Genomic DNA, 15,792 nt, shown 5'->3' with positions numbered 1-15,792 from the left:
GGGATGTAGTTAATAACAATTTATACCTATTTTAGTATCTATAAAATGGATTGTGTTAAACTCATAGCAAAATATAATGATCTTGGTATAGCCGGGGTGATAGATCATGACAGGTTTAACCTCATCGCTATCGATCACCACTCTACCCGCATTGAAGGATCAACCCTCACCGAGATAGAAACGCAGGTGCTTATTAACGAGGGCCGCACACCTAATGGTAAACCTTTGCAGGAAAGCCTCATGGTAACCGATCATCATGCCGCGCTTTTATTTACCATTGAAAACGCAAAAGCAAAAAATAAACTTTCGGTAAGCCTTTTGCAACAGATAAACGCGTTGATAATGAAAAACACCGGAAAGGTATATAATACCATGCTGGGTACCGTCGATCCGGCAACCGGGGTATTTCGTAAAGGGAACGTTACCGCCGGCGTTTCTTATTTTCCGAATTTTGATAAGGTGGAAAGGCTAACCGGCGATTTGGTGGCGAAACTAAATGACCAGATGGACAAGCCCCTATCTGTGGCGGGGCAATTGAACCTTTCTTTTGATGCCCATTTTAACCTGGTAAGCATCCATCCTTATTATGACGGCAATGGGCGCACCTCGCGTTTGTTAATGAATTACATTCAGGCTTATTATAATTTGCCTCTGGCTATAGTACAAAGCGAAAACAAGGCGGCTTATATTCAAGCCCTGGTTGATACCCGTGAGCAAGAGGATATTCAGGTCTTTCGCAATTTTATGAACAGTGAATATGCATCGCTGCTTGGTAAAGAGATTGAAAAGTTTGAGGAGATGAAGAAGCCATCAAAGAGCGGCGGGTTTACTTTTCTTTTCTGAATAAAAAACCCGGCTATTGATTGTAACCGGGTTTTTATCAGGGGAATAAGATTGATCAAAAAATCTGCCTTAGCTTTCTTTGTTTTTCGCCTCCTGAACCTCAAGGCGGATTGCCTGTGCCAGGTTTTTAAGATCTTGCATGCCTTTGCGAACACGGGTTCCGGCAGCGCTGTTTCCTTTGTTGTAGAATTTGTCGGCGTCAGCCTCTAAAGAAGCTACAAGCTCCTTTACTTCAGTAAATTTTTTCATTTAATTACTCCTTTTAAATTATGAGGTCTATTGTTTTTAATTAAAGCTAAGCTATAAGGTTTTTTTTTAATTAAAAATTTTTAAAGTCGAAAAATAGTGCCTTTACAGTGGTTTTTTTCCACATTTTGAAGCCTGTGCAGGTATTTAATGCCTAATTTTATAGTATTAAAGTGAAGATTTTTTCTTAGTATATTATGATTATGCTTAATTGATAAATTGCATATCTTGATAATATGTATTTTAAATATTATTAAAATCAACTTATGGTGTCAATTCGATATATTATTCGTTTTATTGAGTTTATTAATTAGAATTATCCAGTCTATTTGATGGTCCGGGATTTATCTGTCGGCGATTAATTAATTTGCAGGTTTCTTTTCATATTTCGGATGTTGTTTTTTGGGGAGATTTTTGCCTGCTATGCAATGTATGCCGAAGCAAGAAGATACCGTATCATCCATAACATCTTCTTTATATTGGGGTAACAGAAACCTAAAAGCGATTTGCCTGCAGCCATGCACCTCGCATGGAACAGCAACTTCAATTATTCACGTATATTTGGCCAAGCAGTTTTTTATTAAAATTTGGCTGCCGGCAAGCAGGTTTTACCATGTACGAAATCATTACCAAATCATTACGCGCGCTGGTTGATTTTACCGACGAGGAGCTTTTTTTATTTATGCAAAGGCTTAAACCGTTAAGCTTAAAAAAGTATGCTTTTTACTTGAAACAGGGCCAGGTTTGCAAAAGTATGGTTATTGTATTCAAAGGCGGGTTACGATATTTTTCGCGCAGCGAGAAGGGCGATAACACTTTAGGCTTTGCATTTGAGGGCGAGTGGATTGGCGATTATGAAAGCTTTTTATTGCAAACCCCATCGCCTGATTTTATTGAAGCCCTGGAAGATTGTGAACTGTTTACCCTAAGCTATGCCGACATGCAGGCGCTGTATAATCATAGCCAGCGCTTTGAACGGTTTGGCCGCATCATAGCCGAAAGACTGTTTATTGACACCGCCAGAAACAACCGGAATTTAAAACTACAATCAGCGGAGGATAGGTATCTCGACCTGCTTACTAAACAGTCCCATATATTTGAAAGGTTGCCCCAGCATTTAATTGCTTCGTACCTGGGCATTCAACCGCAAAGTCTTAGCCGCATCAGGGCCAGGCTGGCAAACGCTAAAAGTTAACTTAGGTTAATAAACCAGCTTCTTTTTTTAACCCCACATCATTTTTGGACTAAGCTATTAGCCCCAGTTTTGTGCTGTTCATTATAAAGCTTAAAGCGGAAGGCACAAAGCTTAAAGCGTTTTAGTTTTAGCTTGATCAAGGTTAACGTGCTGAAGGTTAATCAGCAGGTTTTTACATCGAGTCTGATAGTTAAACAGGTCGACCAGGCTGAAAATCAATCTATTGGCTTTAAGCTTTATGCCTTCCGCTTTTAGCTTAATAAATAAAATAACATCACAAAATCAAAAATAATATGAATCCGGCACAGGTTTTTTCTATCGTTAACGCTATGGCTGCTTTGCAGTGGCTTTTGTTAATTGTAATGCCTAAATGGAAAGTTACGCAGTGGTTAGTTAACCACGCTGCTGTTCCCTTATTGCTTTCGGCAATTTATTGCATTTATATAGCGGTTTTTTTTAGTATCCATGGCGGTGGTTTTGGGTCGATACAGGAAGTTCGCATACTTTTTAGTAATGATAAACTGTTGCTTGCGGGCTGGGTTCATTACCTCGCTTTTGATTTACTGATAGGTTTTTCTATCGTTAAATCGGCCCGGGCTTCGGCGGTCTCGCATTGGCTGGTTATACCCTGCCTGGCGCTCACCTTTATGTTTGGCCCTTGTGGCTATTTCCTTTATCAAATTATTTACAAAATTAAATCCTCACAATGAAAACCTTGTTCATCCGTATCAGGACAATTAGTCCGGCTTTATACTACTGCGCATTAGGGCATTTGGCCCTGTTTGCCCTAATGTTCATTATAGCCCAATTTGACCACCGGCAACTAATGGGCATTAACCTATGGACAAAGCCCATTAAGTTTGCCATTTCTATCGCCATATATTGCCTAACCTGGCCCTTACTGTTACAATACCTGCCGTTTGAGCGACTTAAAAAACGCTTTGTAAATTTTACGGTTTTCGCCATGACGTTTGAAATGCTGGCCATTGCGACACAGGCGGCAAGGGGGCAGCTATCGCACTATAACACTTCGGGCGCTTATAACGCGTTGGTATTTAGCGCTATGGGGATAGTTATTGTTTCGCAAACCCTGTTTGCACTTTATATGGGTATTATGTTTTTTAAAGTGAGGGCCCAACAATTAACACCAGCCTTACTATGGGCTATCCGCCTTGGTATAATTATGGCCTGTATTTTCGCATTCGAAGGTGGTATTATGGCATCGCGCATGGCGCATACTGTTGGCGCTGCCGATGGCGGCCCTGGTTTACCGCTTTTTAACTGGAGTCGTATAGCCGGCGATTTACGGATAGCGCACTTTATGGGCCTGCATGCACTACAAATTGTACCGCTGTTTGTGTTGTTTAGCGGGCTTAAAAATGCCAGGCCGGCGGTTGTTTTTGCTTTAATTTATTTTGTGCTGGTTTCGCTGTTGTTTTACAATGCCATGTTGGGGAGGCCGGTATTTTGATGGTCCACGGGCAATCATGGGCAATTCAGATTATTGGTGATAAAAAGAAGCTGCCGCTTAAAAAGTGACAGCTTCTGCATTTTAATTTTATAGCTTTTTTAAAAAATCTTCTGCAACAAATCCGGGTGGTGCGCGTGCAGTTTCACAATCAGTTCGCCAAACAGCGTATTTGCCCAGGCAAACCACTTGCGGGTGAAATTGCTGGCATTGTCTTTATGGAAACCTTCGTGCATAAAACCGGTACCGGCATGGGTGCTTTTAAGCATATGCAGGCAGCGGGTAATCTCTAATTTATCTGTCGAGGTAAGGGCGCGCATGGTGATAGCCATAGGCCATATAAAATCAATCCCTACGTGCGGGCCGCCGATGCCTTCGGCAACTTTGCCTTTAAAAAAGTAAGGGTTATCCAAACTTAGTACAAAACGGCGGGTGTTTTGATACAACGGATCGGTAACCGGCAACGAATCCAGGTAGGGCAGGGCCAACAGGCTGGGTACATTGCTGTCGTCCATCAGCAACTGGTTGCCATAACCATCCACCTCGAAAGCCAATATTTTGCCGTATTTTGGATGATTTACCACCGCGTATTTTTTTAGCGCAGCATCTACTTCGGCGGCAAGGGTTTTGCATTCGGCGGCTGTTTTGGCATCCTTACCTATCACACTATACATTTCGGCCATTTGCCTTAAGCTGGTTACCGCAAAGTAATTTGAAGGGATAAGGAAAGGATAAATCGTAGCATCATCTGATGGGCGGAAGATACTGCAAATCAATCCAACCGGTTTCACCGGGTTGCCGTAACCCCTGTTTGGCGCGGTATCGCTGGCGGTTTCAGTTTTACGCTGAAAATGGTACGGACCTTTGCCGTTTTTGCGTTGCTGTACCTTAAAGGTATCCAGTATGGTTTTACCTGCCTTTTGCCAGGTTTCGTCAAAAAAGCTGGTATCGCCGCTTATTTTCCAGTAGTTGTAGGCCAAACGCACAGGATAGCAAAGCGAATCAATTTCCCATTTGCGCTCGTGCAGTTCTGGTTTCATATCGGTAACATCGCTGTCCCATTCACTGCCGGTTGGGCCTTCGTTAAAGGCGTTGGCATAAGGGTCAATCAGCACACATTTTGCCTGGCGGCTTAACACACCCTGGATCACTTTTTTAAGCGCCGGGTCGTTTTTTATCAACGGCAGGTACGGCCAAACCTGTGCCGATGAATCGCGCATCCACATGGCAAAAATATCACCTGTAATTACAAACGTATCGGGTTTGCCGTCTTTTTCTGAATAATTTACCGTAGTATCTAAAGTATTGGGGTAGCAGTTTTCAAAAAGCCAGGCTATTTCCGGGTCTTTAATATCTGCCTTAACTTTTTGAATGGTGGCCTCAACCGCTTTGCTGGTGAACTTGCGGTCGGCCGGTTTGGGGCGGTGGCTTTCAAAAACCGGTGCGGCTTTGCCCAACCAGCTTGTTGCAGGCACAACGCCCAGGCCTAAGCCGGCGGTAGCCACACTGTTAATTTTAATAAAATGTCTCCTGGTAATCATAAGTAGTTTGAATGGTAGCTGTAAAAATATAAAAGTGTTTTACAATCCGAAAACAACGTGCTAAATTAATTTACCAGGGATGTATCAGGCATTTTGTGTTAGCCATCCAAATTGATTTATACAACCAATCGACGTGGTTTCACGCAGTTGAGTTAGGTGGCGCAACCATCGCTGAAGTGCAAAGTAGTATCTGTTTTTATTATGGATCAGGGCGTGCATCAACAAACCAACAAACCGGTTATAATAGTAAAGCCTTCGCGAATTAGTGAAGGCTTTACTATTATAAAAAATCGTTAGCACCCATGTAGGCTATTGCGCTACCAGTACTTTCAGTTCCCGCTGTAACTCTTGAACAGGAAGCCCGGGTTTTTCTTCCTTCACAAAGTCGTCAGTCCTTACCACGGGGCCATTGGCTGCCAGTTCGCTGCCTTCAATTTTCGATTTAAATATCGGCCATAGTAATTGGGCGTACCATTGGTCGCCTTGGTAATGGGAAATGCCGTATGCTTTAGGATATTGGCGCGAAATTAAGGCGGTGCCAAATATGATATCCCACAAAAAGAACATATTGCCAAAATTGCCTTTGTAATAACCCACGCCGTCATCGGTGGTAGCCGCGTGGTGGGCGTGGTGGGTAGCCGGGGTCGAGATCACCCTTTCCAGTACCCAGGCTATGGGGTGCAGCACCTTGTATTTATAAAAAGGTTTATCCCATGGTATGCTGGAGTGGGCCAGCGTGGTAATGGTGCCTTTTATGGCTTTTACTATTACAGCCGGTACGCCCAGGCCCAGGTATACCAATGCGGTTGTTAAATAGGTTTGCGAAAAAAACAGGGTATAAATGGCGTTTTGCCTGCTGGCCATGGCCATGCCCATGTACGATGCCGAGTGGTGGGTACGGTGAAACCGCCACAACCACGGAATTTCATGGTGCAGGCGGTGGTACCAGTATTGGGTAAGGTCGTCGGCTACAGCTATGATAATAAAGCCCCAGAAAAAAGGCACCCAGCTAAAGGTTTCTTTAAGCCCCGGCAATGCCGATGGCAAAAACTTAAGGCCGAAATAAGCGACCGCCGGCCTGATGATGAGCCTTGGCAGCGTAAAGCAGGCAATATCAACCCAACGTTCGTTTTTTGGCCATTTCTTTTTATACAAGCCAAATGAAAACTCCAGTACGCCTATAAAGAATACTAAAAAAGGGAAACCATAAGTATCTAAATGGTTGTAAATGTTTTTGATAAAATTAATCGTTGCTTCCATTGCCGTCGGTATTTTTAGTGTTTACTGATTTTGTTTGTTGTGTTTTTGCAGGCTGTTTTTTGTTCCACGGCCTTTGGCCTGTTATGGCAAACGTGATAAACATGGCTGCAATTGGCAGTATGTAAATGAATAGGCTCAGGACAGCATTCTTAGCTATCCGTTGCCGGGTGGCTTGTTCCATTTTCATGTTTTATGGTGTTTTAGTTGGTTTAACGTTGCTTGATTTTTCGGCAGGCGGACTGCTCAGCAATTGCCGGGTAAGGTAAAGGCCGCCAAAAATGATTACAAAAGGCACCAGGGTGACAATGATGCCAACCAGTATCTTTTTTCCTAAAATTGTTACATCTGATAGTGTCATATTTTGTTTTTTTAGTGTTTAGTGTTTAGTTTTTACTCCGTTTAAAGGGCCTCGCCTAAATCCTCTCCATAGGAGAGGACTTTGAAAATCATACCGATCAGAACCCTCTCCTTTGGAGAGGGCAGGGTGAGGCTAATACCCTGGATTTTGTGTTAACTGGCTGTTCAGTAGTATCTCTGCCTGTGGTATGGGGTAAAGGTTGCACCTGGCGCTTACACCGGTTTTTGCAGGTACTTTATGCAAAGCATCAACCAGCACCGTACCGCCCTGCCTTACCAGGTCGAACCAGCGGTGCCCTTCCTGCATGAGTTCTTTGCGCCGTTCAAGGAAAATCGAATCGCGAAAAGCAGTTTGACTTAAACCTGTTGTAAGGCCGGCCACATTTGCCCGGGTACGTACTTTATTGATAGCTGTATAAGCATCATTTGTAGGTCCGTTTAATTCATTTACTACTTCGGCATACATCAGCAACACATCGGCATAACGTAAAACCGGGTAGTTAACCCCGCTTTGCGATTGTATGGTTAGCGGCGACAGGCTGTAATCAACAAACTTGTTAAAATAGGGCGTATAGGCGTTTTTGAATACTACATACTTGCCCGTGGCCGCGTTGTAAACCGAATCATAAAAAGTTACCGCCCGGCGCGTATCTGTTTTGGCAAACAGTTTTGATACGCTGCTATCGGCAGGTACATCAATAGGGAAAGTACCGGTGTTAAACGATGTGAAGCTTTGGCTTAAGTTTTGGGTACTGTTGGCTTCGCCGAGGTTGGTTTCAAACTGAACAGAAAAAATATGTTCAGCGCCGTTTTTGGTTGCTTTTTGAAAAACATCCCTATAGTTGTTAAACAGGGCATAACCGTAACCGCCGTTAATTACCGTATTAAGTTCAGTTAGGGCTTTGCTGTATTCTTTGCGGGTTAAATAAACCTTGGCCAGCAGGGTATGCGCTGCCCCGCCGGTAGCACGGCCAAGGTCGGTACCGCTGAATGATTTGGGCAGGCTGGTAGCATCCTTCAGGTCGCTGATGATCTGGGTATATACTTCTTCGGCAGGGCTGCGTTTTACAAAAAGCTGGCTTAAATCAAGGCTTGCCGGGTTGTGTAAAACCAATGGTACATCGCCCCAAAGCCGCACAGCGTTAAAGTATAACAGGCCTCGTATAAATTTCGATTCCCGTACCAGGCGGGCACGAAGCGCTGTATCTATCTGCACATTAGGGATATTATCAATGGCAATATTGGCGCGGTTGATGCCGTAATAAATTTGCTGCCATACCTTTTGCACCCGGCCGTTTGATGCAATGTAGGTAGCTGTGCCCAAAGCCCGTACATCGGGGTTGGTATTACTTGGGCTAAATACCTGGTTGTCGCTGGCGTTTTCAACCAGCAGGTTAAGCTGGCGGCCATAAAGCGGGAAATCGCCTGCCGGATCGCTGTTCAGCGTACCGTAAATAGCGTTTACTGCCGATGTGGCATCTGATGCTGTTTTAAAAAATTGTGAGGTTACAATTACCGATGTAGGGTTTTCATTTAGTTTATTGCACGATAACAGCGCCGTTGCCAGCGATGCGGATAGGAGGAGGATATATGTGGATAATTTTTTCATGTTGATGTATATTAAAAAGTAACCGATAAGCCCGCCAGGAAAGTGCGTACCGATGGATAGGTACCGTAATCAATTCCCTGTTTGGTGTTGTCGTTATCATAAAAACTTACTTCGGGATCCAGCCCTTTATATTTGGTTATGGTAGCCAGGTTTTGTGCCGATACATAAATGCGCAGGTTTTTGGCATGAATTTTTGAAAGCGCCGGGCTGGTAAAGCTGTAGCCCAGCGAAGCGTTTTTAAGTTTCAGGTACGATCCGTTTTCGATATACCTGTCGGTAACCTGTGGTACCGGCGAGTTGGTAGCGCGGGCTACAGTACCGCTGGTGTTATCGGCCGTCCATCGGTTTAGCAACGCTGCCGATGCGTTATTGCTTAGCGTAGGCCGCTCAAGCGTTTGCTGCAGCAGGTTAAATACCTTGCTGCCATATGAGCCCTGGAAAAATACCGACAAGTCGAAATGGCCGTAAGTAAATGTATTGGTAATGCTACCGGTAAACTTAGGCTGCGAGCTGCCAAGGCTATGCTTATCGGCAGTGGTAATTACACCATCATGATTGGTATCTACATATTTTGTATCGCCGGCTTTTTGTGGTACACCGGCCAAAACAGGCGTGCCGTTGGTCAGGTCGGCTGTGGTAAGCAGCCCGTTGGTGTTATATCCCCAAAAAGTACCTACCGGCAAACCTACCTGTACAATTACCGGCGATAGCTGGCCGGTAGCTGCCAATGGGAAAAAGCTTTGAATGCCCTGGCCAAGGTTTAAAACCTTGTTACGGTTAAGGGCAAATACAATGTTGGTTTTCCAGCTAAAAGTTTCGCCCTTAATGTTATCGGTATTTAATGCCAGTTCGATCCCTTTATTTGATACGCTGCCCACGTTTTCGAGCGCACTGGCATAACCGGTGTAAAGCGGCAGGGGCACGTACAACAGCAGGTCGTTTGTTTTTTTATAATAAGCATCAAACACCAGGTTAACCCGGTTATCAAACAAGCCAATATCAAGCCCGGCATCATATTGGGTTGTGGTTTCCCATTTCAGGTTGGGGTTGGCCAGTTGTACCGGCGATACGCCGGTTACCAGCTTGCTGCCAAAATAATAGTTGGTAGGCGAGAGGGCGGCAAGCGAACTGTAGGGCGGCACTTCGGAGTTGCCGGTTTGTCCCGCGCTCAACCTTAGCTTTAAGTTGCTGATGGTATTGCCGAGCGGTTTAAAAAAATCTTCGCGGCTGGTATTCCATGAAAGGCCTGCCGACGGGAAATAGCCCCATTTGTTGTTGGCGCCCAGTTTTGACGAACCATCGGCACGGCCGGATAGGGTAACGTTGTATTTATGCAGATAAGAATAATTTACCCGGGCCAGGTAGGAGTTCAAAGTTGACTGATGTGCCGATGACGAAGGCAGGTTGGCTATGCCGGCATATGAAAGGTTATCGAACGAGGTAAGATCATTTGGGAATTTTTGTGCCGATGCTACAGATGCATTGTCGCGGTTATATTGCGTAGTGTAACCTGCCAATACATTTAAAAAATGCGTTTTGTTAAAAGCATGGTCGTAAGTAAGCGTGTTTTCATTAAGCCAGCTTAGCGTATGTCCCGAACCTATAGTGGCGTACCCACCGGCAGCATAACCGGTTGAACCGCCCGCAGGCGAACCGGTATATGATGGCGCGTAGTAATGCTGTTCGGCATCTAATATATCTACACCGGCGGTTACTTTTAAGGTAAGGTCGGTTAATAGCTTGTATTCGCCGGCAACGTTGCCCAGGATGCGGGTAAGCGTGGTGGTGTTTGTGGTAGCAGCTATATCCTGCAAGGGGTTGGTAGCCGACGCGTTGTAAGGGTTGGAGGTATTGTAGCTGCCATCGGGGTTTTTGATAGGCGCAACAGGCGATGTCAGGATCAGGCTGGCAAAAGCGTTGCTGAAATTGTTGCTGTTGTATGAACTGCCCGCCAGCTTGTTTTCGGTAGACTGGCTGCCGAATATATTGGTAGATACCTTGAATTTTTCGGATACATTCCTTTCGTAATTGGCCCGGGCCGAATATCTTTTAAAACCGGTGTTTAAAATAGTGCCTTTTTGGTTAAAGTAATTGCCCGAAATAAGGTAACGCGATTTTTCATCGCCGCCCGAGATGGATAGTTCGTCATTCAATACCGGCGCGCTGCGCAGGGCCGAACTTTGCCAGTCGGACCCGGCGCCAAATGCGGCTATCTGCGCATCGGTAAAGGTTTTGGCTACACCATCGCTTATGTTGATATCGTTTACCAGCGAAGCCCATTGCCCGGCGTTTAGCAGGTTTAGCTTTTTAGCAACCCGCTGGGTACCGTAGTAGGTATTGAAGCTTACGTTGTTTGTGCCTTTTTTACCCCGTTTGGTAGTGATGATGACCACGCCATTTGCCCCATGCGACCCATAGATAGCCGTAGCCGAAGCGTCTTTTAATACCTCGATAGATTCGATATCATTTGGGTTGATGGTTGAAAGCGCGTTTACGCTGGTACCTATAGAGCCGATGTTGGCGTTATCGTTATTGTTGTACACAATAAATCCATCTATTACATATAAAGGCGCATTGCCAAACGAAATGGAATTGCCTCCGCGTACCCTGATGGTGGCGCTGCTGCCCGGCTGCCCGGAGTTTTGGGTTACCGCTACACCCGATACGGCGCCCTGCAATAAATTATCAAAACCCGCCGCCGGCTGGTTCAATATGTTTTTAGGAACTGATGCGATGGAGCCGGTGATGTCACTCTTTTTTTGGGTACCGTAACCCACTACCACCACATCGTTCAGCTGGTTTAAACTTTCGGTAAGCAAAACGGTGATGGGACTGCCGTTTGCCACTACCTCTTTGGTTTTGTAACCAATAAAACTAATAACAAGTGTATAAGGAAACTTTTGACCGGTGATAAACGAGAAACTGCCGTTTTGTGCCGCGGCAACGGCATGCGTTGTGCCCAGTATTTTGATTATCGCGCCAGCAATGGGTTGTTTGGTAGCCGAGTCGATCACCTTGCCCTCCAGGCGCGAATTGATGGTTGGGGGCGGTTCGGTTTGGGCCCGCAACAGGGCCGGAATGGTTAGGAGAAGCAGGAGTACAAAGAACTTAAAGGATATACTTTTTGCATGGATATATATTTCCATATATTTAACTGTTTTATGTTAATGACGTTAGTTGTTAATAAAGCGAAAGGATAAGGGCCGGTGGTGATTGGCGTTACAGCCGGCTTTTTATCCCGATGACCGGCAAGGCTTCCTTGCCGGTTCTTTTTTGTATATTATTTGTTATTTGTTCATTTTAATTGCAGCTTTTTTGAATAACACCGGATTAATCTTATACTTTTTTGGGAGTATCCGGTAATTCCTGATAATCAATAGGAGTATTAACTGGGGAGGGTGCCTGTTAGCAACAACAAGTACAACACATTCGCGCAGCACCGGCAGGTACATGCATTGCGGGTAAAGAATGGAGATGTAAAAAAGTCTTCATTACGGTTGTTTAACAGCGCAAATATATAAATTATTTTCAATTACTATAAAGTCTATGGTTTTAATAGTGATTAATTAAATTTTTATGAATTTGATAATTACCACTCATTAGCTGCCTGTTTTTAAATTCAAAACTCACCATTCATAACTCACTACTGACAACTCACCATTCACCATTTGCTACTCTACCATCAAAATGCTAATTTCCGCCCATGCATCACCCTGAAGATAACCCCTGGAAAATAACCTCCGAGAAATCGGTTTACGATAACCCCTGGATCAATCTTACCGAGTACCAGGTAATTAATCCATCCGGCAACCCGGGCATCTACGGCAAAGTTCATTTCAAAAACCTGGCTATAGGCGTTTTGCCATTGGACGACGAACTGAATACCTATTTGGTTGGTCAGTACCGCTTTACCGTCAATGCCTACAGCTGGGAAATGCCGGAAGGGGGAGGCCCTGAAGGAACTGATCCGCTCGAATCAGCCAAGCGCGAACTTCTCGAGGAAACCGGCCTGAAAGCTGGTAACTGGACGGAGTTAATGCGGCTGCATTTAAGTAACTCGGTGAGTGATGAACTGAGTATTATATACTTAGCGCGTAAGCTTACCCAACACGAAGCCGAACCGGAAGATACCGAGCAGCTCATCATCAAAAAAATCCCTTTCGCCCAAATGTATAAAATGGTTTGCAACGGCCAGATTACCGATGCCATGACCGTTGCTGCGGTGCTTAAAGTACAATTATTGCTTTCAGAAAACCTTTTGTAACCCCGCACGTTTGCAAAAAATGCCTAAATTTGGCAGTCGATGAAAAAGTTTTTAGGCTATTTTCTTACCCCCGTGGCAACGGGAGTATTTTTATTGATACTGGTTATATTTCAGCCTATTCAATGGGTGTGTTTTCGTTTTTTTGGCTATTCGGCGCACAAAAAATCGGTTGATATCCTGAACCTGTTTTTGTTGCGGTCGGTTTACTTACTGGGTAATACGGTAACTTTTATCAATAACCAAAACCTGCCGGTTGGCCGTCCCATTATATTTTTGGCTAACCATCAGGGCTTGCTTGATATACCACCTATGATATGGTACCTGCGTAAATACCACGCCAAGTTTATTTCTAAAATTGAACTTACCAAAAATATCCCCTCCATATCCTATAATCTGAGGCATGGCGGCGGCGCCAATATAGATCGTAAAGATCAGCGTCAATCCATCACCGAAATTATGAAGCTTGGTGTGCGGATGAAGGAAAATAAATGGTCGGCCGTGATATTTCCTGAAGGGACGCGCTCAACAGACGGAACAATAAAAACCTTCCAGGTGGGAGGCATAGCCACGATACTGAAAAAGTGCCCCGAGGCGTTATTGGTGCCCGTAGCCATTAAGGATTCCTGGAAAATGATCCGCTATGGCCAGTACCCCCTGAATACATTTACGCCCATGAAGTGGGAAGTACTTACCCCCATTGAACCAGCCGGCCGCCCGATAGAGGAAGTGGTACTGGAAGCCGAGAACCAGATCAGGGCCGCGCTATCTTCTTAATTTGAAGATTTGAAAATTTGAGGATTTGAAAATGCAGGGGTTGAGATGTGCATATTTCAAATTGTGCCCGATGTAATATTTATTGGGTGTAGGCTGTGCGGTTTAAAATCTTCAAATTAAAACCATTCCCGTATTACATTTTCAAATTTTCAAATCCTCAAATTTTCAAATTCTCTTCAATTGTGTTGATATTCAGCTAAATGTTAACAAATAAATCACACCATCTTTACGTTTATATGAAACGTTATCGCTTATTTTTATAGACCTATAAAATGGGTCGGCTAAAATTTACTAAAAACAATTTTTATGACCTGGAGAAAATTTAGTGGAGAGGTGATCCAAACACCCATTATGGAGGAGGTTGAAAAGGCGATTGAACGCGAAGCCGCCCTCGGCAACAAGCTCAAAGTATGTATCGGAACAGATTCGCAGGTAAAAGGCAGTGTAACTGATTTTGCCACAGTTATCGTGTTTCTGCGCGAGAAACGTGGCGCCTTTATGTTTATCCACCAGGAACGTACCTCGCAAAAAATGACCATTAAGGAAAGGATGCTGAGCGAAGTACAAAAATCAATTGACATAGCCTACAAACTTTGCGATTTGCTTGACCTATATGATGTGGAACTGGAAGTACATGCCGACATTAACACCAACCCAATGTTTAAATCAAATGCCGCGCTGCACGAAGCAATGGGGTACATTTTGAGCATGGGTTTTGTATTTAAAGCCAAACCCGAAGCTTTTGCAAGCTCGTACTGCGCCAATAAAATAGTGCAGTAAAAGCCTTGAAGTAAAGGGCGTGGTATTTATATTTGGTCTTTTACTACAAGACCGAACAAACTATGTCGCCACTAATTGAAATTAACGATCCGGCCCTTGCCGGCCCGAACACTATACTTATCGACGCCCGCGCCGGTAAAGATACCCATGACCGCTACCTTGCCGGCCATCTTAAAAACGCTGCGTATGTTGACCTGGACCGCGATTTAGCAGCCCACGTTACCGATGCCTCGGAAGGCGGACGCCACCCTTTACCTCCAATTGAAAATTTTGCCGCCCTTTTGGGCCGTTTGGGTATTACACCAAAAAGCCATGTGGTGGTTTACGACGATAAATCTGCAGCTTTTGGCGGTGCCCGCTTTTGGTGGATGCTAAAGGCAATTGGTCATAACAATGTACAGGTATTGAACGGAGGCCTGCAGGCTGCCAAAGATGCCGGCATTGAATTAAGCACTGAAGAATATACCCCAACCCCGGTTGATACCTACCCGGTACCTGCAGCCTACACCGGCACCGTGGCCATTGGCGAAGTGGCCATTGCCGCCCATGATGCAAACCGGATTGTGATAGATGTGCGCGAAACGCCGCGTTATTTAGGCCAAACCGAGCCTTTAGATTTGATTGCCGGCCATATACCAGGCGCATTTAACCTGCCTTATGTTACTAACCTGGGTGCCGACGGTAAATATCTTGACGTTGATTCATTGCGCAAAATTTATGATGACGCTATAGGTGATGTTGCTCATCAGGATATCATAGTGCACTGTGGATCAGGGGTTACGGCTTGCCATACCTTGCTGGGTATGGAGTATGCCGGCATTACCGGGCCGCAATTATACGTAGGGTCGTGGAGCGAATGGTCAAGACGAAAATTGCCAATTAGTACAACTACGAGATAAAAATGTATATTTACAACAATATTGTACTTGATATTTGATTGTGAAAACATACGTTTTAAAAACCGAACAAAAAATACCGATTGGATTAGATGAGGCCTGGGACTTTTTTTCCTCGCCCTTAAACCTGGCTAAAATTACACCACCCGATATGAGCTTTGTGGTAACATCCGATTATACTGCCGATACCAAAATGTATCCCGGTATGATCATTACCTACAAAATCTCACCGGTGGCAGGTATCAAAATGGACTGGATGACCGAGATAACCCAGGTTGCTGATAAACAGTATTTTGTTGACGAACAGCGCTTGGGCCCGTATGCTTTATGGCATCACCAGCATCATTTTAAAGCCATTGAAGGCGGCGTACAGATGAATGATATTTTACACTATGCCATACCCTATGGCTTTATAGGCACTATTGCAAATAAGGTTTTTGTGGGTAAGGAGGTGAACAAGATTTTTGCCTATCGCGAGCAAGCGATTGACAAGTTATTTGGCGTTTATAAAGGATAGCAAAATCAAGTTGCTAACGCAGGCTTTGCTATCCTTTAAATA

Annotated in this window: 16 protein-coding genes; 9 read left to right on the top strand and 7 right to left on the bottom strand. The window is 44.5% G+C overall.

Annotated features, from left to right (window positions below):
* Window positions 1-45: 45 nt before the first annotated feature.
* Window positions 46-843 (top strand): Fic family protein, encoded by a 798-nt coding sequence (locus tag PQ469_RS22090; RefSeq protein ID WP_274209605.1) that lies wholly within the window; start codon window positions 46-48, stop codon window positions 841-843.
* Window positions 844-912: 69 nt separating this feature from the next.
* On the opposite strand, the gene PQ469_RS22085 is transcribed toward PQ469_RS22090, so the two are convergent.
* Window positions 913-1,092, bottom strand: a complete 180-nt coding sequence (locus tag PQ469_RS22085) for a histone H1 (RefSeq protein ID WP_090652322.1) — start codon at window positions 1,090-1,092, stop codon at window positions 913-915.
* Between the two features lie 610 nt (window positions 1,093-1,702).
* Here PQ469_RS22085 and PQ469_RS22080 point away from each other — a divergent pair.
* The 3 genes from PQ469_RS22080 (at window position 1,703) to PQ469_RS22070 (ending at window position 3,755) form a co-directional block, all read left to right on the top strand.
* The gene (locus PQ469_RS22080; protein WP_090652320.1) at window positions 1,703-2,284 is read left to right on the top strand and encodes a Crp/Fnr family transcriptional regulator; all 582 of its coding nucleotides are present in this window, start codon (window positions 1,703-1,705) and stop codon (window positions 2,282-2,284) included.
* Between the two features lie 293 nt (window positions 2,285-2,577).
* Entirely contained in the window at window positions 2,578-2,994 is a 417-nt protein-coding gene (locus tag PQ469_RS22075) for an ABA4-like family protein (protein WP_274209604.1), read from the top strand.
* Entirely contained in the window at window positions 2,991-3,755 is a 765-nt protein-coding gene (locus PQ469_RS22070) for a hypothetical protein (protein WP_274209603.1), read from the top strand. Before PQ469_RS22075 ends, PQ469_RS22070 begins: the two co-directional genes overlap by 4 nt.
* A gap of 98 nt (window positions 3,756-3,853) precedes the next feature.
* Here PQ469_RS22070 and PQ469_RS22065 read toward each other — a convergent pair whose 3' ends face one another.
* From PQ469_RS22065 to PQ469_RS22040, 6 genes are all read right to left on the bottom strand, one after another.
* Window positions 3,854-5,293 carry a glycoside hydrolase family 125 protein gene (locus PQ469_RS22065; protein WP_443192799.1) on the bottom strand — a complete coding sequence of 480 codons (1,440 nt, stop codon included), beginning with the start codon at window positions 5,291-5,293 and terminating at the stop codon, window positions 3,854-3,856.
* 309 nt (window positions 5,294-5,602) lie between these two features.
* Window positions 5,603-6,553: a sterol desaturase family protein gene (locus PQ469_RS22060; RefSeq protein WP_274209602.1), complete on the bottom strand. Its 951-nt coding sequence runs from the start codon at window positions 6,551-6,553 to the stop codon at window positions 5,603-5,605.
* Complete coding sequence (locus tag PQ469_RS22055) at window positions 6,537-6,740, bottom strand: hypothetical protein (RefSeq protein ID WP_274209601.1); 204 nt, start codon at window positions 6,738-6,740, stop codon at window positions 6,537-6,539. Before PQ469_RS22055 ends, PQ469_RS22060 begins: the two co-directional genes overlap by 17 nt.
* 3 nt (window positions 6,741-6,743) lie before the next feature.
* Window positions 6,744-6,911 (bottom strand): hypothetical protein, encoded by a 168-nt coding sequence (locus PQ469_RS22050; RefSeq protein ID WP_274209600.1) that lies wholly within the window; start codon window positions 6,909-6,911, stop codon window positions 6,744-6,746.
* 132 nt (window positions 6,912-7,043) lie between these two features.
* Complete coding sequence (locus PQ469_RS22045) at window positions 7,044-8,519, bottom strand: RagB/SusD family nutrient uptake outer membrane protein (protein ID WP_274209599.1); 1,476 nt, start codon at window positions 8,517-8,519, stop codon at window positions 7,044-7,046.
* Window positions 8,520-8,530: 11 nt separating this feature from the next.
* Window positions 8,531-11,665, bottom strand: coding sequence for a SusC/RagA family TonB-linked outer membrane protein (locus PQ469_RS22040; RefSeq protein WP_274209598.1), 3,135 nt, complete (start codon window positions 11,663-11,665; stop codon window positions 8,531-8,533).
* A 557-nt stretch (window positions 11,666-12,222) separates the two neighbouring features.
* Between PQ469_RS22040 and PQ469_RS22035 the strand changes: the two genes are divergently transcribed.
* The 5 genes from PQ469_RS22035 (at window position 12,223) to PQ469_RS22015 (ending at window position 15,750) form a co-directional block, all read left to right on the top strand.
* Entirely contained in the window at window positions 12,223-12,783 is a 561-nt protein-coding gene (locus PQ469_RS22035) for an NUDIX domain-containing protein (RefSeq protein WP_274209597.1), read from the top strand.
* A gap of 39 nt (window positions 12,784-12,822) precedes the next feature.
* Window positions 12,823-13,557: a lysophospholipid acyltransferase family protein gene (locus tag PQ469_RS22030; RefSeq protein ID WP_274209596.1), complete on the top strand. Its 735-nt coding sequence runs from the start codon at window positions 12,823-12,825 to the stop codon at window positions 13,555-13,557.
* Between the two features lie 306 nt (window positions 13,558-13,863).
* Complete coding sequence (locus PQ469_RS22025; protein WP_090652302.1) at window positions 13,864-14,337, top strand: ribonuclease H-like YkuK family protein; 474 nt, start codon at window positions 13,864-13,866, stop codon at window positions 14,335-14,337.
* Between the two features lie 62 nt (window positions 14,338-14,399).
* Window positions 14,400-15,236, top strand: a complete 837-nt coding sequence (locus tag PQ469_RS22020) for a sulfurtransferase (protein ID WP_274209595.1) — start codon at window positions 14,400-14,402, stop codon at window positions 15,234-15,236.
* Window positions 15,237-15,276: 40 nt separating this feature from the next.
* The gene (locus PQ469_RS22015; protein ID WP_274209594.1) at window positions 15,277-15,750 is read left to right on the top strand and encodes an SRPBCC family protein; all 474 of its coding nucleotides are present in this window, start codon (window positions 15,277-15,279) and stop codon (window positions 15,748-15,750) included.
* Window positions 15,751-15,792 lie beyond the last annotated feature (42 nt).

The sequence above is a fragment of the Mucilaginibacter sp. KACC 22773 genome, from assembly GCF_028736215.1.
GTDB lineage: Bacteria > Bacteroidota > Bacteroidia > Sphingobacteriales > Sphingobacteriaceae > Mucilaginibacter.
This window is presented reverse-complemented; position numbering and strand designations above follow the sequence as displayed.